This window comes from Vibrio sp. 397 (genome assembly GCF_033339395.1).
Lineage (GTDB): Bacteria > Pseudomonadota > Gammaproteobacteria > Enterobacterales > Vibrionaceae > Vibrio > Vibrio alginolyticus.
This window is the reverse complement of sequence record NZ_JAWOUN010000015.1, coordinates 42894-61169: the sequence shown is the minus strand read 5'-3', so window position 1 is coordinate 61169 and position 18276 is coordinate 42894. Positions and strand designations below refer to the sequence as shown.

General features: G+C 46.2%; 20 protein-coding genes. 17 read left to right on the top strand and 3 right to left on the bottom strand.

The features are described 5' to 3' along the window. Positions 1-141 precede the first annotated feature (141 nt). Genes R7P36_RS19990 through R7P36_RS19980 form a run of 3 tightly spaced genes read right to left on the bottom strand, consistent with a single transcriptional unit; the run spans position 142 to position 2887 of the window. Positions 142-1386 (bottom strand): NAD(P)/FAD-dependent oxidoreductase, encoded by a 1245-nt coding sequence (locus tag R7P36_RS19990; protein ID WP_025766964.1) that lies wholly within the window; start codon positions 1384-1386, stop codon positions 142-144. A 7-nt stretch (positions 1387-1393) separates the two neighbouring features. Further along, positions 1394-2461 (bottom strand): class I SAM-dependent methyltransferase, encoded by a 1068-nt coding sequence (locus tag R7P36_RS19985; protein WP_017819929.1) that lies wholly within the window; start codon positions 2459-2461, stop codon positions 1394-1396. Between the two features lie 27 nt (positions 2462-2488). After that, positions 2489-2887 (bottom strand): hypothetical protein, encoded by a 399-nt coding sequence (locus R7P36_RS19980; RefSeq protein ID WP_005382272.1) that lies wholly within the window; start codon positions 2885-2887, stop codon positions 2489-2491. Positions 2888-2963: 76 nt separating this feature from the next. Between R7P36_RS19980 and R7P36_RS19975 the strand changes: the two genes are divergently transcribed. The 17 genes from R7P36_RS19975 to R7P36_RS19895 are packed head-to-tail and all read left to right on the top strand — an operon-like array spanning position 2964 to position 18178. After that, a complete protein-coding gene (locus R7P36_RS19975) occupies positions 2964-3692 on the top strand; it encodes a beta-ketoacyl synthase chain length factor (RefSeq protein ID WP_047102870.1) in 729 nt (242 codons plus the stop codon). Beyond that, positions 3689-4456: a lysophospholipid acyltransferase family protein gene (locus R7P36_RS19970; protein ID WP_005388305.1), complete on the top strand. Its 768-nt coding sequence runs from the start codon at positions 3689-3691 to the stop codon at positions 4454-4456. The genes R7P36_RS19975 and R7P36_RS19970 overlap by 4 nt, the downstream gene beginning before the upstream one ends. Positions 4457-4469: 13 nt before the next feature. Beyond that, positions 4470-4730: a phosphopantetheine-binding protein gene (locus R7P36_RS19965; RefSeq protein WP_005382278.1), complete on the top strand. Its 261-nt coding sequence runs from the start codon at positions 4470-4472 to the stop codon at positions 4728-4730. Between the two features lie 15 nt (positions 4731-4745). Continuing rightward, entirely contained in the window at positions 4746-5003 is a 258-nt protein-coding gene (locus tag R7P36_RS19960) for an acyl carrier protein (protein WP_005382279.1), read from the top strand. Next, entirely contained in the window at positions 5003-5563 is a 561-nt protein-coding gene (locus tag R7P36_RS19955; protein WP_064376290.1) for a hypothetical protein, read from the top strand. The genes R7P36_RS19960 and R7P36_RS19955 overlap by 1 nt, the downstream gene beginning before the upstream one ends. A 4-nt stretch (positions 5564-5567) precedes the next feature. After that, positions 5568-6968, top strand: coding sequence for an AMP-binding protein (locus R7P36_RS19950; protein ID WP_064376291.1), 1401 nt, complete (start codon positions 5568-5570; stop codon positions 6966-6968). Between the two features lie 10 nt (positions 6969-6978). After that, positions 6979-7347: a 3-hydroxyacyl-ACP dehydratase gene (locus R7P36_RS19945; protein WP_005460551.1), complete on the top strand. Its 369-nt coding sequence runs from the start codon at positions 6979-6981 to the stop codon at positions 7345-7347. Next, positions 7340-9046 (top strand): glycosyltransferase family 2 protein, encoded by a 1707-nt coding sequence (locus tag R7P36_RS19940; RefSeq protein ID WP_213899483.1) that lies wholly within the window; start codon positions 7340-7342, stop codon positions 9044-9046. Before R7P36_RS19945 ends, R7P36_RS19940 begins: the two co-directional genes overlap by 8 nt. Continuing rightward, positions 9030-10583: a histidine ammonia-lyase gene (gene hutH / locus R7P36_RS19935; RefSeq protein ID WP_213899484.1), complete on the top strand. Its 1554-nt coding sequence runs from the start codon at positions 9030-9032 to the stop codon at positions 10581-10583. The genes R7P36_RS19940 and hutH overlap by 17 nt, the downstream gene beginning before the upstream one ends. Then, positions 10583-11029: an acyl-CoA thioesterase gene (locus R7P36_RS19930; RefSeq protein ID WP_005388315.1), complete on the top strand. Its 447-nt coding sequence runs from the start codon at positions 10583-10585 to the stop codon at positions 11027-11029. The genes hutH and R7P36_RS19930 overlap by 1 nt, the downstream gene beginning before the upstream one ends. Further along, positions 11029-11649: a LolA family protein gene (locus R7P36_RS19925; protein ID WP_005382286.1), complete on the top strand. Its 621-nt coding sequence runs from the start codon at positions 11029-11031 to the stop codon at positions 11647-11649. Before R7P36_RS19930 ends, R7P36_RS19925 begins: the two co-directional genes overlap by 1 nt. Then, positions 11621-13963: an MMPL family transporter gene (locus R7P36_RS19920; RefSeq protein WP_213899485.1), complete on the top strand. Its 2343-nt coding sequence runs from the start codon at positions 11621-11623 to the stop codon at positions 13961-13963. Before R7P36_RS19925 ends, R7P36_RS19920 begins: the two co-directional genes overlap by 29 nt. Then, positions 13960-14571: a DUF3261 domain-containing protein gene (locus R7P36_RS19915; RefSeq protein WP_025508279.1), complete on the top strand. Its 612-nt coding sequence runs from the start codon at positions 13960-13962 to the stop codon at positions 14569-14571. The genes R7P36_RS19920 and R7P36_RS19915 overlap by 4 nt, the downstream gene beginning before the upstream one ends. A gap of 20 nt (positions 14572-14591) precedes the next feature. Then, on the top strand, positions 14592-15779 hold the full coding sequence (locus tag R7P36_RS19910; RefSeq protein ID WP_140374723.1) for a beta-ketoacyl-[acyl-carrier-protein] synthase family protein: 1188 nt from the start codon (positions 14592-14594) through the stop codon (positions 15777-15779). Further along, the gene (locus tag R7P36_RS19905) at positions 15772-16236 is read left to right on the top strand and encodes a hotdog family protein (RefSeq protein ID WP_213899486.1); all 465 of its coding nucleotides are present in this window, start codon (positions 15772-15774) and stop codon (positions 16234-16236) included. The genes R7P36_RS19910 and R7P36_RS19905 overlap by 8 nt, the downstream gene beginning before the upstream one ends. Next, a complete protein-coding gene (gene fabG, locus R7P36_RS19900; RefSeq protein ID WP_021453573.1) occupies positions 16233-16958 on the top strand; it encodes a 3-oxoacyl-ACP reductase FabG in 726 nt (241 codons plus the stop codon). The genes R7P36_RS19905 and fabG overlap by 4 nt, the downstream gene beginning before the upstream one ends. Further along, positions 16955-18178 carry a beta-ketoacyl-ACP synthase gene (locus R7P36_RS19895; protein WP_021452981.1) on the top strand — a complete coding sequence of 408 codons (1224 nt, stop codon included), beginning with the start codon at positions 16955-16957 and terminating at the stop codon, positions 18176-18178. Before fabG ends, R7P36_RS19895 begins: the two co-directional genes overlap by 4 nt. The last annotated feature ends 98 nt before the right edge of the window (positions 18179-18276 follow it).

Here is an 18276-nt window from a genome sequence, read left to right as displayed (position 1 = left end):
TCAAATTCGATACACACCGATGTAAGTGGTCAATGTGTCTCCAACACGCTAGAAGTAAAAGTAAAGAGGCATTAAAAAGGTCTTACCAATTTTTTGGTAAGACCTAGGTTTACTGATTCTCGGATAAGCGAATGTATATTCTTACAGTTCAGCTTCCCGAACCAGTTCTGCAAGCGTCGACAAACGCTGCTCACTTTGTTTTACGTAAGGATTATTCGTATCCCAAGCATATCCAGCCAAAATCGCACTAATCATCTGTTTAATACGTGGGTTCGGGTTTTGATAGAAAATCACATCTTGCAACGTGCCGTTGTACCAGCCTTCCACATAAGTGCGGAATGTGTTCACTCCCACCATTAAGCGTTGCGAGTACTCTTCTTGCCAACCAACCTTTTCACCATTCAGCTGACGAACCACGCAGTCCGCTGCAAACTCTGCCGATTTCATGGCGATAGTGACACCCGATGAAAATACAGGATCAAGAAACTCACCTGCATTACCAAGCAACGCGTAGTGCTCTGTCGCTAAACGTTTGACGTTAGCAGAATAGCCACCCAACTCGCCTGCTGGATTCGGGTAATTCGCATTTCGCAACAAAGAAGCCAAACCCGGCTCTTCATTGGCTAACTGCTGCAACGCTGCAATCTTATCTTCTGGGTATTGTTCGAAAAATTCTGGCTCACCCACCACACCAAACGAACAAGTACCATTAGAGAATGGGATTAGCCAGTACCATACGTCGTGATTTTCAGGATGAACTGAAATTAAAATTTTGTTGCGATCGTATTCCGGCTCTTGGGGAGAGATATGATCTTCGATATGGGTAAAGATCGCTTTTCTAGGCGGAAGACAAGAAGGTTCTTCTAGCTCCAACAAGCGTGGCAAAACACGCCCAAAGCCACTGGCATCCAACACAAAATCTGCTTCGATTTGATAAGCCTTCTTATTTGAGTCGAGCACTTCTAATCGAGACTTTTTCCCTTCAAACACTAGATTGAGCAGTTCATGCTGATAGCGAATCTCTACGCCTTGCTCTTCAGCGCTATCTGCCAATACTTTATCAAAGCTGGCACGTTGAACCTGAAACGTCGTGCCCGGTCCTGGCGTGTATTTGTTTGTAAAGTCGAACTGGGTGTATACGCCATTACGACGAAATGCAGCACCATCTTTATACTGGAAGCCAAACTGCTTTACTGCATTGGTCATTCCTGCTTGTTCAACAACTTCCATACATGCAGGGAGCAGGCTTTCTCCTATGGAAAAGCGTGGAAAAGTCGCTTTTTCTAAGACAACAACATCTATGCCACGCGATTTTAATAACGCAGAAACGGTTGAACCTGATGGCCCCGCTCCTACGACAACAACTTGCTTGAGCTCTGTTTTCATTCTGAATTTAGTTTGCTTGTAGTTTTAATAAGGTATGACCAAGGCCAATATTGTCGGTTCTTTCAACGACAGATAAACCTGCCGCTTCGACAATTTCTAAGAAATCATCACTGCGATAAAAGCGACTATTACCGTTAGCTAAACAGGTAAAATAAAGAGAAGTGGCATTAAGGCTATAGGAAGCTCCCGCGTATTTTTGAGCATCCCAAAACAGCTCCAATACGTAAATAGTATCTCCCTTCGTTAACTGGGCTTTAACTTTTTTAAGGATATTGAGGATCTCAATTGGGGAAAAGCAATCCAAGAACTGGCTCATCCACCATACGTCAGCGTGTCCAGGCAATGTTTGTGCTTTATCCAGCATGTTTGCAGGGTATGGACGTACACGCTCGACGAACTGGTTTTCTGAAACATTCTTCATCGCTACTTCTAATTGCTGTGGTAAATCAACAATCGTCACTTGAACGTCAGGGTCATGTTTACAACACTGAATCGCCCATTTTCCCGTATTTCCGCCAATATCCACAAGATGCTTTGGCTTGCTTGCAAATACTTCTTTAAGCAGAAGTGGGAACGAGCGATCCGAATAGAAATGATCGAACTTAAACCAGCTCTGTTTGGCTTGTTCTGGTAACGTCGATAGACCTTGATAAATGGTCTCCCAATTGCCCAACTCTTTCAAACCTGACGGTTTACCTTCTTGAATTGCTTCCGTCAAATGCATCATCGCGGCGTAACAAACATCTGCCGTAAAATCCATGTTTGCATTCGTCATACCATCATGAAGAAGGTAAAAACCAAGGTTTGCAAGCGAATAGTTAGGTCGTTCCCATAAAACAATATGCGCACTAATCGCCATATCCAACAGTACTTTAACACCATATTCTGATACTCCCGTTTTCTCGGCAATATCTGTGGCACTCATGCCTTGAGCGCCAGCGCTGTCTAAAACGGCTAAAATACCTAAATCTCGAAGCGTTTTGGCGGTCTGGAACACGATTGGTGCAAAAGATAACTTCTGAGCTTCTGTCTTCGCTTCAAAAGCATTAAAAGGGTCATTATTTTGATTTAACACGGAAAAACCTAACTGCAATTAATAGTTTTATTGTTGAGATTGATTGCCCAACAATGCAATAGCTCGCTGAATATCAACATTCAAGTTGTTTACCCAACGATTGTAATTGCGGTGGATTTTGCCATCACTTGCTTTGAGATTTACTGAGTTGAGATAAATAATTGAGTAATATTTATTATTGTATGGGATTTTTACTTCTGCAGAGTGTTTACGAACGTGGATTTTTGCAATAAGAACACCAGGGCTTACTTCTTCGATCGTCCAGCCTCGGTTAGTTGCTGATTGCACTATGGCCATTTTTACTTGTTTATTTTGAAGATCATAAGCAACTGGAGTATCCTCCACATTCATTACAGGTTGTACTCGTCCACAACCAACAAGAAGCAAAGTTAATAATAACGAGACATACAGCTTAAAACGCGACATGATAATTTCCTTTTTATTGTGAATTTGGGTCAACCCCAATTTGTATCGAGCTGTAAAATAAACAATTTAACCCAATATGCCAAACTCGAAGATCAACATTTCGTTCAATATTGATGCGTGGACAGCGAATTCATTCGGTTTATCCGAATCCAATGAATGGAAACAATGGGCAACAGAGATAAAATGGCCAGAAGATGGCAAAATCAATGTTGCAAATATTCCTGCGATGATGCGCAGAAGAATGAGCCCACTCAGTAAACTGGCGGTACAAACTGCAATCGAAATGCTTAATCAACATCAAGTTGATTACCTTGTATTTTCAAGCCGTCATGGTGAACTGCATCGCAGCGTCGCACTAGTTGAAGATATAATTAATGGAGAAGAGGCGTCTCCGATGGCTTTTTCTCAATCGGTGCACAATACCGCAGCAGGGCTTGCCACTATCGCAACTAAACAACCCATTCCCCTAACTTCTATCGCTGCGGCAGAAAACACATTCCAAAGCGCAATATTAGAAGCATGGCTGTTTTTGTCCGACAATCCTGACAAAAAAGTACTGCTTGTTGATTTTGATGAGCCTATGCCTGACTCTTATTTAGAATATGAAAACCAACAATACCAAGGGTTTGGACTTGGCTTAATACTTTCTCATGGAGATAGCTTCACGGTGCAAAGCGGCATCAGTGCAAAATGCTCAAACCATCCGTTGCCACAAGGCCTAGCGTTTTTGCAACACTACTTGTTAGATGAAAATCAGTGGACTATTCACGCTCCGAAACAAATTTGGGAATGGCACAAGCAATGACTCGCTTAAATCAGTATTGGCGTGTGCTAGCAACAGGCTTTTGTTTTTCAGTATTTGGGTTAGGTGGTTTAGTACTGAGCTTCATTGTTATTCCGACCATTCGTATTTTTGTTTCAGACCAAACGGAACGCGAATATAAAGTTCAAGGTGCGATTCGATATTCATTCAACACATTTTGTAAATTGATGAAGTTGAGTGGCGCAATCGATTATCAAATTATTGGTGCCGATATTCTTCAACAAGATCGTAATTGTTTAATTGTTGCCAACCACCCTAGTTTAATCGATTACGTTCTCATTGCTTCACAATTAAATCGCTGCGACTGTTTAGTAAAATCGGCAATATGGTCGAATCCTTTTATGAAGCACATCGTAAAAGCAGCCGGATATATTCCCAATGAAGCACCGGATGATTTATTAGCACTTTGTGATGAACGATTTAACAAAGGCAACGTGTTGCTTATATTTCCTGAAGGAACAAGAACAACACCAGGTGTAGAGCCGAAATTACAACGCGGTGCAGCACAAATTGCGGTAAGAACAGAACGAGATTTAAGAGTTGTCCATATTACGGTAACGCCAAGTTTCCTCACAAAAGAGAAAAAATGGTATCAAGTACCGGCAACAAAGCCCTTTTTCAGGGTTGAAGTTAAGGATAAAGTTGAGATTACCCCCTTTATAAAGCAAACTACGTCGCCGACAATAGCGGCGCGACGCTTACAACAGCACCTAGCTGAAAACATTTTTCCAGAAAACTTTTATTAATAAGCAGGTCCCAGTGGAACAGTTACACAACGACATTAAGCAACTTATTATTGATGCTTTAAACCTTGAAGATTTAACCGTAGATGATATTGAAACGGATGCACCACTTTTTGGTGATGGACTTGGCTTAGATTCTATCGACGCGCTTGAGCTTGGACTCGCAATAAAAAAACAATACAACATCGTTATTGATGCCGACGACTCAAATACGCGCGAACACTTTGCGTCTGTAGCAAATCTAGCGAAATACGTTTCTTCTCAAACTAATGAATAAGTTGTAGGTATATTCATGACTGATGTAAATAAAGATCAAGTATTTGAACAAGTTAAAGATGCGCTTGTTGAGCTGTTCGAAATTGACGCAGCCGACATTCAATCAGATGCGCACTTATACCAAGATCTCGATCTTGATAGCATTGACGCCGTTGATTTGGTCGTACACCTACAGAATGTCACTGGCAAAAAAATCAAGCCAGCAGAGTTTAGTGCAGTAAGAACCGTTGACGATGTGGTTAACGCTGTTACTGAGTTATTGAAGGAAAGTTAATGCACCAATTGCTGACTGGTCTGTCTGCAATTGTACTGCTTGCCTACCCCTTCGCCGTCTATTTCGGTATAGATAAATATGGCTTGAACTTAGTTGGGGGCTTGTTAATTGCTGCGTTACTTTTGCGTGTTTTCGTCGCAAATAAGACCCCACTAAAAGAGTTTAAATTCTTGGCGCTCGCTACGGGCGCTGTTGGCATTGTTCTAATTACACTTGGCATGGTGTTTAAACAACACGGGTGGCTTCAGTTTTACCCTGTCGTTGTCAATTTATGTATGCTGTGTGTATTTGGACTGAGCTTAAAACAGCCGCAATCGATCATAGAGAGGCTTGCTCGCTTGCAAGAACCCGACCTTCCGGCTAGTGGCGTGGCTTACACTCGCAAAGTGACGATGGTTTGGTGCGCCTTTTTTACGCTCAACGCTGCCGTTGCACTCTATACCTGTTTCCTACCAGTAAAAATATGGACGCTTTATAACGGCCTCATCAGCTACTTACTTGCTGGTGGCTTGTTCGCTGGAGAATGGATCGTGCGTCAATTTGTTCGAAAGGAACACTAATCGTATGAATACAACGTATTCGAGCTTTACCTCCCTAGCGACCTTGTTCATCGCAGAGAGGTCTGAGCAATCCCCAGTCTCTTACGAGCGCGACACGGTTATCACGTGGGGTGATTTCCAGCAGCACGTCGCAACACTTGCTCAGCAGTTAGAAACCCAACCAACGCAAAACATTGCGTTGTGTTTTGGCAACAGCTACCTGTTTGCCGTTGGCTTTTTTGCTTGTTGTTATGCAGGAAAATCCATTGTATTACCTGGTAATTACCAACCAGAAGCACTCAAAGAGCTCAGTGAGCACTACGATTTGTTGCTGCATGATGCCGATGTCTCGGTTCCAGAACTGGTGAGCTCGCTTTTGATCGAAGCTCAATCATTGCTAGAAACCACCGTGATTAACGAGCCAGAGGCCAAACAACCTTATTTTTGGCGTGAATTAAACCTAGCGGAAATACCGGTAACGCTATTCACTTCGGGTTCAAGCGGCACACCAAAAGCCATTGCAAAAACGCTGAAACAGCTCGATATCGAAGTTGCTATTCTAGATAACCTGTGGGGCGACACGGTTGCCAGCACACGCATTGAAAGCACCGTTTCTCATCAACACATTTACGGCTTGCTGTTCCGCGTATTGTGGCCTTTGTGCTCTGCACGTCCATTTTCAGCACGCAACCTCGAATTCCCTGAGCAAATTGTCCATCACGCCGATGCTGACACCACGCTAGTAAGCAGCCCTGCGTTACTAAAACGACTCAATGAAGAGCATAACCCGGTTGCGATTCGGTGCGTATTTTCATCTGGTGGCCCCCTGCCAAACCAAGCCGCGCAACACAGCCAGCTGTTGTTTGGGTCACTTCCTATTGAAGTTTTTGGCAGCACAGAAACCGGCGGCATCGCTTACCGTCAGCAGCACATAGCCAGCACTCCTTGGACGTTATTCCCTGGTGTTGAAGCCGAGCTTAACCATGAAAATTGTTTAAAGCTCCGCTCGCCACACATTGATGAAAACACTTGGTACCAAACTGCGGATGAATGCTATTTCCATGATAGTATTTCTTTTGAATTGCGTGGACGCACTGACCGAATCGTCAAAGTCGAAGAAAAGCGTATTTCCCTTGTCGAAGTGGAAAAACGTTTAGAGCAATTGCCGTGGGTTCAAGAAAGCGTGGTGATCCCAATGGAAGAATCTGGTCGCCTCACGTTAGTCTCAATCATCGTACTTAACGATAAAGGCGGTGATGTGCTTGATGAACTTGGTAAAGGCAAGTTTTGGCTTGAACTTCGCAAGGCACTGCGCAATTGGTTAGAACCGATCGCTATCCCGAGAAAATTCCGAGTGGTCGACGAAATTCCATTGAACAGCCAAGGCAAACGCCAAGTTGCTGAAATTGAAAAACTATTCCAATAAAGCTAGTAACATGGAAAAAAGAAAACCAACTATTCAGAATATTGAAGTGAGTGACCATACCGCGGAGCTGTCGCTGCGAGTGGATGCTGACATCTTAGATTTCCAAGGTCATTTCAGTCACTTTCCTCTTTTACCCGGCGTCACTCAAATTGACTGGGCGTTGTTCTACGCCGTTCAATATTTGAATACTCCCAAGGTATTTAAAGGAATGGAAGTCATCAAATTTCAAGAGCCGATTCTGCCAAACGCCGACGTTTGCCTCTCACTCTCTTGGGACAATGAGCGTGAGAAATTGACCTTTAAGTACACATCGAAAAACGGTGAAACCTTGGTGACTCACTCGTCAGGAAAAATGAAACTGGGTGAGTCACGTGAGTGATTATCGTCCCTGCTTTTTAATTCCTTGCTACAACCACGGCAGCACAATTGCAGACGTGGTTGCGTCGTTATCCTCTTTCGCTTTGCCAGTGCTGGCCGTTGACGACGGCAGCAATGAAGACACCAAACAAGCGCTTTCTGCTTTGAGCAAGCAAGGGCTGATAAAACTGATTAGTTTGAGAGAAAACCAAGGCAAAGGTGGCGCTGTGATGGCAGGCCTACATCAAGCTCACCAACTTGGTTTTACGCACGCCATTCAAATCGACGCAGATGGTCAGCACGACCTAGAAGCATTGCCGAAATTGCTCAGCGCCAGCGAAACAAAACCAGATAACCTGATTTCGGGCCAACCGATATACGACGAGAGCGTACCTAAATCCCGTTTGTATGGTCGCTACGCTACACACGTTTGGGTGTGGATAGAAACCTTGTCACGGTCTATCAAAGACAGCATGTGCGGTTTTCGCGCCTACCCAGTGGCGAAAACGGTCGCCGTGTTGAACAAGTACAACATCGGCAAACGCATGGATTTTGATATCGAAATTCTAGTGCGAATGTACTGGGAAGGCGTCGACATTGATTTTGTTCCAACGCGCGTGATCTACCCTGAAGGTGGCATTTCCCACTTCGACGCATTGTGGGATAACGTCAAGATAAGCTGGATGCACACTCGCCTATTTTTTGGCATGTTGCCGCGCATTCCTTCGCTACTCGCCAGAAAGCGCCAAAACACAGATGACAGTAATGCCCACTGGTCGAAACGAAAAGAACAAGGCACGATTTTAGGCATCAAAACCTTACTCGCGGTTTACCGCTTGTTCGGCAGAAAAGCGTTTGACCTGATTTTAAAATTAGTCATGCGCTACTACCACTTCACGGGTAAATCTGCCCGTGAAGCGTCTGAGATTTACCTGCAAAACTTGCAGTACTACGCAACGCAGCAGAGCATCGCACTACCAAAACAGTTGGACAGCTATCATCATCTGCTTTCTTTTGGGCGAACCATGCTCGACAAACTGGCAGCATGGCAAGGTGACTTTAACGTCGATAACCTAACCATTCACGGCCAGCATCATTTCGAAGAGATGGCGCAGAAAAAACAAGGCGTGCTCATTTTAGGCTCGCACCTTGGCAATATCGAACTCTGCCGTGCGCTTGGTCGTCGACACTCTCATGTCAAAATCAATGCCTTGGTATTTACCCAACACGCTGAACAATTTAATGCGGTAATGAAGGCGGTAAACCCAAATTCGGAACTGAATCTGATTCAAGTCAGCTCAATGGGACCAGACACCGCGATTCTGCTTCAACAAAAAATCGAGCAAGGCGAATGGGTGGTGATCGTTGGCGATCGCACTTCCACCAGCAAAGAAAATCGTGTCGTTTGGGCAGATTTTCTTGGTAAACCTGCACCATTCCCGCAAGGCCCATTCATGCTAGCCTCGGTATTAAAAGCGCCGGTTTACTTACTCTTCGGCCTACGCGACGATGAAGCGAACACTCCGCATTTTAATGTGTACTTTGAACACTTTAGTGACCAAATCACGCTACCACGCAAGGAGCGTCAGCAGGCACTAGAACACGTTGTTCAACAGTACGCACAAAGATTAGAACACCACACACTGCAAGCGCCGTTACAGTGGTACAACTTTTTTAACTTCTGGACTTTAAGTAATCAGCCACATGACAAACAACAATAATCACAACATCACTTTTGGTGCCCAATCTTTAACCATCGAAGATGTCGTTGCCATTGCTCAAGGTGCAAAGGCAAACATGAACACCTCGACAGAATTTACCGCGAAAATTGATCGTGGCATGGCGTTTCTGGAACGATTACTGAAAGAAGAAGGCGTTATTTACGGCGTGACTACGGGTTACGGAGATTCATGTACTGTGGCGATTCCACCTGCTCTTGTAGATGAACTTCCGTTGCATCTTACGCGCTTCCATGGCTGTGGCTTAGGTCAAATCCTTTCTCATGAGCAAGCTCGCGCGGTGCTGGCAACCCGTTTGTGTTCATTGTCGCAAGGCGTATCTGGCGTGTCTCACGATCTGTTGAACCAAATCGTTACGCTTATCAATCACGACATTGCGCCGCGTATTCCACAAGAAGGCTCGGTGGGCGCAAGCGGCGATTTAACGCCTCTGTCTTACCTAGCGGCGACCTTAATTGGCGAGCGTGAAGTGCTTTACAAAGGTGATGTGCGACCAACACAAGAAGTGTTTGCAGAGCTGGGCATAGAGCCAATTCGCCTAAAACCAAAAGAAGGTTTGGCGTTAATGAACGGTACATCCGTGATGACTGCCCTCGCCTGTCTTGCCTACAAACGAGCAGAATACCTAGCGCAGCTTTGCACCAAGATTACCGCAATGGTCTCTGTGGGTATGCAAGGTAACGATTTCCACTTTGATGAAGCGTTGTTTGCGGTAAAACCTCACCCTGGTCAACAGCAAGTTGCGGCTTGGTTGCGTGATGATCTCAATGCTGAACGTCCGCCACGCAATAGCGACCGACTGCAAGATCGCTACTCGCTGCGTTGCGCGCCACACGTAATTGGCATGGTGCAAGACTCACTGCCTTGGCTACGTCAATTGATTGAGAATGAACTAAATAGTGCCAACGACAATCCAATCATCGATGGCGACAACGAGCGCGTTCTGCACGGCGGTCACTTCTACGGTGGTCATATCGCAATGGCGATGGATACGTTGAAAGTGAACATTGCCAACTTAGCTGATTTGCTGGACCGTCAGATGGCGCAACTGATGGATTACAAGTTCAATAACGGCCTGCCGTTTAACTTAACCGGTGCAGAAGGCGAGCGTAAACCGATCAACCACGGCTTTAAAGCGGTTCAGATTGGTATCTCAGCTTGGACGGCAGAAGCGTTGAAAAACACCATGCCAGCGAGCGTTTTTTCTCGCTCAACCGAGTGCCACAACCAAGACAAAGTGAGCATGGGCACCATTGCGGCTCGTGATTGCTTACGCGTACTTGAGTTAACAGAGCAAGTTGCTGCGGCTTCACTCCTAGCAAGCGTTCAAGCGGTTGAGATTCGTCGCCGTCATAACGAATTGGACGAACACCACATGAGTCAGAGTTTGCGAGTAATTCGTGACGCCGTACTGAGCGAGTTTGAATTTGTGATTGAAGATCGCCCATTGGAACAAGATTTGCGTCATTTCATTGAACGCATTCAGCAACGTCATTGGCCACTCTACGCGGAGGTATAATGCAAGAGCAGGTTCTCTACCCATTAGAAGCGGAGGTGACTATGGTCACCTCATTCCAAGATGCTGACCCGATGGGCGTGATTTATCACGGCAACTTCTTTCGATATTTTGAAGAAGCGCGTCGTGTGCTGATGGAGAAGATCCAATACAGCTATCGCGATATGCAAGACTCTGGGTACATGTGGCCGATCATCGACACGCGCGTTAAATATGTGAAGGCGATTCCGTTTAATCACACCATTCGTATTACCGCGCAACTCACTGAGTGGGAAAACCGCTTACGTGTGGATTACGTGATTTACGACGCCGAAACGAATCAACGTATGTGCAAAGCGCATACAACGCAAGTCGCCGTATCCATTGAAAAGCAAGAGATGTGCTTTGTGTCTCCAGCAGTCTTTTTAGATAAAGTAGAGCAATGGCACAACCATGGGAGCCTGAACTAATGCAAAAGTGGTTACTCTCTTTTTTGCTGATATTTTCTGTTCCAGCACTGGCCACACCTACAGCAAATGTAACGGATTTGGCATCGCTTCAACAGCAGTTGTCTCAGCATGAAATCGTACGCGGAGATTTTACGCAGCAGCGTCATCTGGAAATGTTTAGTCAACCTTTAACCTCTAAAGGTCAGTTCACGCTGAGCAAAACACATGGCTTGTTGTGGCAACAAACAGAACCTTTCGCAGTCAATTTGGTATTGACGGAAAACAAACTTCGTCAGACTTTTGCCAACCAAGACCCGAAAACGATCTCTGCTGAAGAAAACCCAATGGCGTTCTACTTTAGCCATGTGTTTTTATCCGTGTTCCACGGGGATACTTCTGCACTGCAAGAACAATTCACACTCGATTTTTCAGTTGAGAACAATCAGTGGCAGCTCGTTTTAGTGCCAAAACAGTCGCCATTAAATGCGGTGTTTAAAGCCATCACCCTTTCCGGTAAAACGCACATTGATCGCCTAACCCTACAAGAGCTGCGTGGCGATAAGACCGAAATCACGTTTACGAACCAGACCTCTCTACCTCAGGAACTCACGGATGCCGAAGACGCTCAATTCCGTTTCTAAACTCAGTCTCGGCACTCACACCTTTGCTCTGGTTTGGCTCAATCTCGTTGTTTTAGCGGGCGCGTTGCTACTCAAACAATGGGTTTGGAGTGCAGAATCTCCGATTGAGACCAACATTTTAAAACTGCTGCCGAAGAACCAACAAAACCCGGTGGCTGAGCAAGCCTTTGAGTCGGTCTCGGCAAGTATGAGCGACAAAGTCATTTTCGTGATCACAGCGCCGGACAAAAATGCCCTTTTTGCAGCGGCCGCTGAATTTGATAAGGGGTTACGCCAAAGTAATCATTTTCGCGATGTGGTAGGAAAAATCTCACCTCAAGAACAGCAAGCTTGGGCGAGTTACTACTTTAAGCACCGCTTCCAATTGCTGACGCCTGAACAACGAGAGCGTTTAAGCCAAAATCCAGAACAGCAAGTGCAGCATGTGATTCAGTCTCTGTACAACCCGTTTTCTGGGGTGACTGGGCAAGAGTTGCAAAATGATCCTTTCTTGCTATTTCGTGATTATTTAAGCCAAGTTACCCAGCAATCGTCCTCTTTCCGATTGGATAACGGCTATCTGTCCGTCGAAAAAGACGATGCTCAATACTTGCTTATTACTGCCGAACTAAAAGACTCGCCTTATAGCCTAACTGGGCAGCTTGCAGTCCCTGATATTCAAGCGCTAGAACAAAGCGTCGCGCAGAAATATGGCGCTGAAGTCTCACATACAGGCGTTCTATTTTACGCCGACTTTGGTACGCAAAGTGCCAAATCGGAGATCAGTACCATCGGTGTGTTCTCTCTGCTCGGTATCATTGCATTGTTCGTGTTGGTCTTTCGTAGTGTGATGCCACTGTCTCTCGCACTGCTTTCCATCACCATTGGTTTGCTCGTTGCGTTGTCCGTTACGACGTGGATTTTTGGAAAAGTCCATCTGTTCAGCTTAGTGTTTGGCGCAAGTTTAATCGGCGTGTCTATCGACTACGCATTCCACTACCTAACCGAACGCCTTGCGGCGGGAAATGAATGGGATAGCGAGCAAGGATTAAAGCATATTTTCATAGCGATCACACTTGGCTTAATCACCAGTTTGATCGGCTATTTGGGCATGTTAGTGGCGCCGTTTCCAGGTTTGCAGCAGCTTGCGCTGTTTTCATCCATTGGTCTGATTGCCGCTTACATCACCGTGGTGGCTTGGTATCCGATACTGGCTCGTAACCCATCGCGCACCATTTCGACTTTACCGGGACAATCATTGTTGGCGAAATGGTTAACGCTTTGGAATCAACCTCGAATTAAAGTCGGATTACCGATGTTATGTGTGGTTGCGAGTGGCATTTTCTTGCTGCAATTGAACTACGATGACGACATTCGTCTGCTGCAAACGATGCCGAAAGATCTCAAGCAGCAAGAAACCTTGATTACGACGCTCAGTGGCATGCAATCTTCGCAGCAAATGTTGGTCGTTACCGCCGACGATGACGAAAACCTAATGAAAAAACTGGAGTCTTTGACGCCAACATTAGAAGCGTGGAAAGCGGACAGCACCATCGAAAGCTACCAGAGTCTGAGCCGCTACTTGAGCTCAGTGGAACGTCAGCAACAAGACTATCAATTGATTCGCGATCTTTACGCAACACAATCCAGCCCACTTGCATCCGGACTGGGCTTAAATAAAAAGCCGAAAATGGACGCCGACTTTATCCCTGTCACGGTTGATCAGTACTTGCAAAACCCAGTATCAGCGCCTGTGCGTTTTCTCCATTTGGGTAAAATTAAAGGAAAATCGGCAACGGTAGTGGTGTTAAACCAATTGCAAGACTCCGCCGTTGTTAAGTCTTTTGCCAAATCGCAGCCTGACGTTGTCTACCTAAACAAAGCAGAAGAAATTTCCGCCCTATTTGGTGAATACCGAATCAAAATCATGGAGCTGTTGGCAGCCGCCAGTACTGTGATCTTTCTGGTGTTAATCAAGCGGTACGGTCTGCAACACAGTTGGCTCGTTTTACTGCCATCATTGATTGCTTGCGCGTGCGGTCTGGCAACTGCTGTCGCGATGGGAACAACATTAAACCTGTTCAACTTGCTTGGCTTGGTGCTCATTCTTGGTATCGGAATCGATTACACTCTGTTCTTTGCCGAGAAAGCCCGCAGCGTGAGCACACTATTGGCGATCACCCTTTCGGCAATAACCACTGTGCTGTCATTTGGGTTGCTGTCACTAAGCCAAACTCACGCGATTCACAGTTTCGGCATTACGGTGTTAAGTGGTATTTTTGTTGCTTGGCTGCTCTCTCCGATTGCGATTAAAACAGAGGAAACGACGTCATGATTTTTAACCATGCTTTTCGCTGCGCGACGTTAATCGTACTGAGTCTGTTTTTAAGTGCATGCAGCTTGGTACCTCATCAATCTACGCCTCAAGTCGATATTGCTGAGAACACCCAAGTTAACTTACCGACACCAGCTAGCTTAGGTTACCAGCTGGCTGCCAGCCAATTGATTACGGCCTCTTGGGTAATTGATGGCAAACCCACATCTGAGCAACTTCCGGTGCAACTGCAAGTGACTAGCAACGAAGTGGTACTGGCAGGCTTCTCATCTTGGGGGACGCGAGTGCTCTCGTTGTCTTACGATGGAGAACAAATCCAAACCGAAGTACTCAACGGTTTGCAAGGTACGCTACCGCAGCCAGAACAGGTATTATTTAACCTGATGATCACGCTCTGGCCGAGTTCCGCTTGGGAAGGATCGTTAAATGAGGTAAGGTGGCAAATGATTGATAAAAATAATTCTCGCGCCATCTTTGATAGCGACGGTGAAAAGATCATTGAGATTCAATACAGTTCTTCTAACAAATTAGAGGGTAAGATTGATTTTCACCACCTCAAGCATCAGTTTTCAATTTCTATTCAGACACTGCAACATCAGATTAACTAAGAACAATTTAGAACAACAATATGCCTAATCGCTCTCCTCAACCTTTGTATATTCAGGCCTGTGGTTTCCACTCCGCAATGGGACAAGATGACGCCATCATCCACCAGTGTTTATCGGGAGCGAAACCATCCAACATGGTGGTTGACCAAGACATTTTGAATTCAGGCCGACAAACAGTAATCGGTCGAATTGCACAGCCGTTACCGCAATTACCATCAGCTTTCAGCCGGTTTGAGACTAGAAATAACCGCCTCGCACTTTCGGCTTTGCAGCAAATCGAAAGCGACGTGCATAACGCCATTGCTGAATATGGTCGTGACCGTATCGCGGTCGTGATCGGCACCAGTACATCTGGCATTTCAGATGGCGAAATCGCGTTTGGAGAAAAGCAGGCAAACGGCGAGTTTCCTGCCGACTACCATTACACCAAACAAGAGCTTGGCAACTGCAGCGATTTTATTGCCGCTTACTTTGATTTGAGCGGCCCACATTACTCAGTTTCAACCGCCTGTTCTTCTAGTGGTCGTGTCTTTTTAACCGCGCAACGCCTGATTCGCTCTGGCATTGTTGATGCGGTCATTGTGGGTGGCGTGGATACCATTTGTCGCCTAACGCTAAACGGCTTTAACGGTTTAGAAGCCCTATCCGATACTCTTTGCAAACCGTTTGACCAACATCGCAACGGCATCAATATCGGCGAAGCCGCAGCATTAATGTTGCTAAGCAAAACACCCGCGCCTGTTGCCCTTCTCGGAGTTGGCGATAGCTCAGACGCACACCACATTTCCGCACCACACCCAGAAGGGTTAGGCGCAGAAGAAGCGATGAAAAAAGCGTTGGCCAATGCAGGACTAACAGCACAAGACATTGGTTACATCAACGCGCATGGCACAGCAACACCGTTAAATGATGCGATGGAAAGCAAAGCCATCCACCGCTGCTTTGGTGACTCCGTTCCTGTGAGCTCTACAAAGCCACTTACCGGACACACATTAGGCGCTGCAAGTGCAACGGAAGCCGCTATCGCTTGGCATATTCTCAAGTACAACCTTGACTTGCCAATGCAACACTGCGAAACCAAGGCAGACGATATCCATATATCGTTAGTTGAGACGCCAACCAAACTTGGCAACAAAGCGATTCTCAGCAACTCTTTTGCTTTTGGTGGCAACAATATTAGTCTTATTTTTGGTTACGCTCATGACTAAACTTCCTCCCATCGAACAACTTTTGCCACACGACAAACCAATGATCTTGGTTGATCGTGCTATAGATGTTCAACAAGATACGATTCATTGTCAGGTTGATATCGCAGAACACAACCCGTTCTTCGACTCGGCCTCTCAAACCGTGCCTGCTTACGTTGGCATTGAGTTTATGGCGCAATCTGTCGCGGCGTGGTCTGGTTACCACGCATTAATGAGAGAACAAGCGCCACCGATTGGCTTTTTACTTGGTAGCCGTCGATACACTTCTGAATGCGATGCGTTTTCTCGCGGACAAATGCTCGATGTGTATGCCGAAAAAGTCATGGAAGATAACGGTATGGCGGTATTTTCTGCCCGTATTGAGCTACAAGGAACTGTTGTAGCGACTTGCCAATTGAACGTTTACGTTCCATCAGAAGAAAAATTACAAGAAATGAAAATCAGGAGTCAACAATGACCCGACAAGTCCTCGTTACAGGTGCCAGCAAAGGCATCGGTAAAGCCATTGCCGTTCAGTTAGCCAAAGATGGTTTCCAAATCATCGTCCATTACATGGGCGATCAACAAGGCGCGCAAGATACCCTAGACACCATCGAACAACATGGGGGGAGCGGTCGTCTTATCCAATTCGACATCAGTGACCGTGCAGATTGCCGTGAGAAACTAGAAGCCGATATCGCCGCACACGGCGCTTACTATGGCGTCGTGAACAACGCTGGCATCACAAAAGATACCGCTTTCCCTGCGATGACCGAAGAAGAATGGGATGGCGTGATTCATACCAACCTAGATAGCTTCTACAACGTTCTTCACCCTTGTGTTATGCCAATGGTGCAAAAGCGTAAAGGTGGTCGAATTGTTACCCTTGCATCAGTATCTGGCCTGATGGGTAACCGTGGTCAAACCAACTACAGCGCAGCAAAAGCGGGCGTAATTGGTGCAACAAAATCACTCGCACTTGAACTGGCAAAACGCAAAATCACCGTTAACTGCGTTGCACCGGGGCTTATCGACACAGGCATGGTAGACGAACACGTAAAAGAACACGCGATGCCGCAAATTCCTTTACGCCGCATGGGAGAACCAGAAGAAGTCGCTGGTTTAGTCAGTTACCTTATGTCCGACATCGCAGGCTATGTAACTCGCCAAGTCATTTCGGTAAACGGAGGCCTAGTATGAACCGTCGAGTCGTTGTAACCGGAATGTCGGGCGTGACTGCGTTTGGTAACGATTGGCAATCTGTCGAGCCAAAACTGCGTGACTGCCAGAACGCGACGCAATACATGCCTTCTTACGAACAGTATGATGGTTTGAACACCAAGCTCGCGGCACCAATTTTAGATTTTGAACTGCCAAAGCACTACAAGCGCAAGCAAGTACGCGGCATGGGGCGTGTTTCTAAATTGGCGACCGTCGCAACAGAAAACGCACTGAGCCAAGCAGGTTTGATTGGTAACGACGTACTCACCAATGGCCAAACGGGTATCGCATACGGCTCATCAACAGGCAGTACTGACGCAATCGGCGCATTTGGTGTCATGCTGAATGAAAAAACCACGAAAGCGATCACCGCAACGACTTACGTGCAGATGATGCCGCATACCACAGCAGTGAACGTTGGTCTATTTTTCGGTTTGAAAGGCCGAGTGATCCCAACCAGCAGTGCATGTACCTCGGGCAGCCAAGCAATCGGCTACGCCTACGAAGCGATCAAACATGGCTACCAAACGGTAATGGTTGCTGGTGGCGCTGAAGAACTGTGCCCAACGGAATCCGCTGTCTTCGATACCCTTTTTGCCACCAGTCTGAAGAATGAAGACCCGAAAAGTACACCAAGACCTTATGACTCCGATCGCGATGGTTTGGTGATTGGTGAAGGTGCGGGAACGCTGGTTCTGGAAGAGTACGAACACGCCGTCGCTCGTGGCGCGAAAATCTATGCAGAAATCATCGGTTTTGCCAGCAACTGTGATGCCGCACACGTCACTCAACCACAGATGGAAACCATGCAAATCTGTATGGAAATGGCTTTGCAAAACGCGGGCATTCCTGCTGAGAAGATCGATTATGTATCTGCTCACGGCACAGCCACCGACCGCGGCGATATTGCGGAAAGCAACGCAACAGCGAATGCTCTGGGCAAAGTGCCAATCAGTTCACTCAAGAGCTACTTTGGCCACACACTAGGCGCCTGTGGCGCGATTGAAGCGTGGCTAGGTTTAGAAATGATGCACACAGGTTGGTTCAACCCAACGCTCAACCTAGAAAACCTCGACGAGCAATGTGGCGATTTAGACTACATCGCCGGACAAGGCCGAGAGCTGGACGTGAAATATTTGATGAGTAACAACTTCGCCTTTGGCGGCATCAACACCTCCATCATCTTTAAAAAGATGTAATTCCCTTAGTAAATGCAAAGCGCTGGTTAACCAGCGCTTTTTTGTTGGTGGATATCCAGATTGCTAGAAATTGCAATGGCTAGAATGCCATTCAAAAG

Coding starts and splice junctions, on each gene's coding strand:
- R7P36_RS19980 (WP_005382272.1), bottom strand. CDS start 2,887: ATGTCGCGTTTTAAGCTGTATGTCTCGTTATTATTAACTTTGCTTCTT.
- R7P36_RS19920 (WP_213899485.1), top strand. CDS start 11,621: ATGCCGAAGACGCTCAATTCCGTTTCTAAACTCAGTCTCGGCACTCAC.
- R7P36_RS19950 (WP_064376291.1), top strand. CDS start 5,568: ATGAATACAACGTATTCGAGCTTTACCTCCCTAGCGACCTTGTTCATC.
- R7P36_RS19895 (WP_021452981.1), top strand. CDS start 16,955: ATGAACCGTCGAGTCGTTGTAACCGGAATGTCGGGCGTGACTGCGTTT.
- R7P36_RS19955 (WP_064376290.1), top strand. CDS start 5,003: ATGCACCAATTGCTGACTGGTCTGTCTGCAATTGTACTGCTTGCCTAC.
- R7P36_RS19905 (WP_213899486.1), top strand. CDS start 15,772: ATGACTAAACTTCCTCCCATCGAACAACTTTTGCCACACGACAAACCA.
- R7P36_RS19945 (WP_005460551.1), top strand. CDS start 6,979: ATGGAAAAAAGAAAACCAACTATTCAGAATATTGAAGTGAGTGACCAT.
- R7P36_RS19910 (WP_140374723.1), top strand. CDS start 14,592: ATGCCTAATCGCTCTCCTCAACCTTTGTATATTCAGGCCTGTGGTTTC.
- R7P36_RS19975 (WP_047102870.1), top strand. CDS start 2,964: ATGCCAAACTCGAAGATCAACATTTCGTTCAATATTGATGCGTGGACA.
- R7P36_RS19930 (WP_005388315.1), top strand. CDS start 10,583: ATGCAAGAGCAGGTTCTCTACCCATTAGAAGCGGAGGTGACTATGGTC.
- hutH (WP_213899484.1), top strand. CDS start 9,030: ATGACAAACAACAATAATCACAACATCACTTTTGGTGCCCAATCTTTA.
- R7P36_RS19970 (WP_005388305.1), top strand. CDS start 3,689: ATGACTCGCTTAAATCAGTATTGGCGTGTGCTAGCAACAGGCTTTTGT.
- R7P36_RS19915 (WP_025508279.1), top strand. CDS start 13,960: ATGATTTTTAACCATGCTTTTCGCTGCGCGACGTTAATCGTACTGAGT.
- fabG (WP_021453573.1), top strand. CDS start 16,233: ATGACCCGACAAGTCCTCGTTACAGGTGCCAGCAAAGGCATCGGTAAA.
- R7P36_RS19990 (WP_025766964.1), bottom strand. CDS start 1,386: ATGAAAACAGAGCTCAAGCAAGTTGTTGTCGTAGGAGCGGGGCCATCA.
- R7P36_RS19925 (WP_005382286.1), top strand. CDS start 11,029: ATGCAAAAGTGGTTACTCTCTTTTTTGCTGATATTTTCTGTTCCAGCA.
- R7P36_RS19960 (WP_005382279.1), top strand. CDS start 4,746: ATGACTGATGTAAATAAAGATCAAGTATTTGAACAAGTTAAAGATGCG.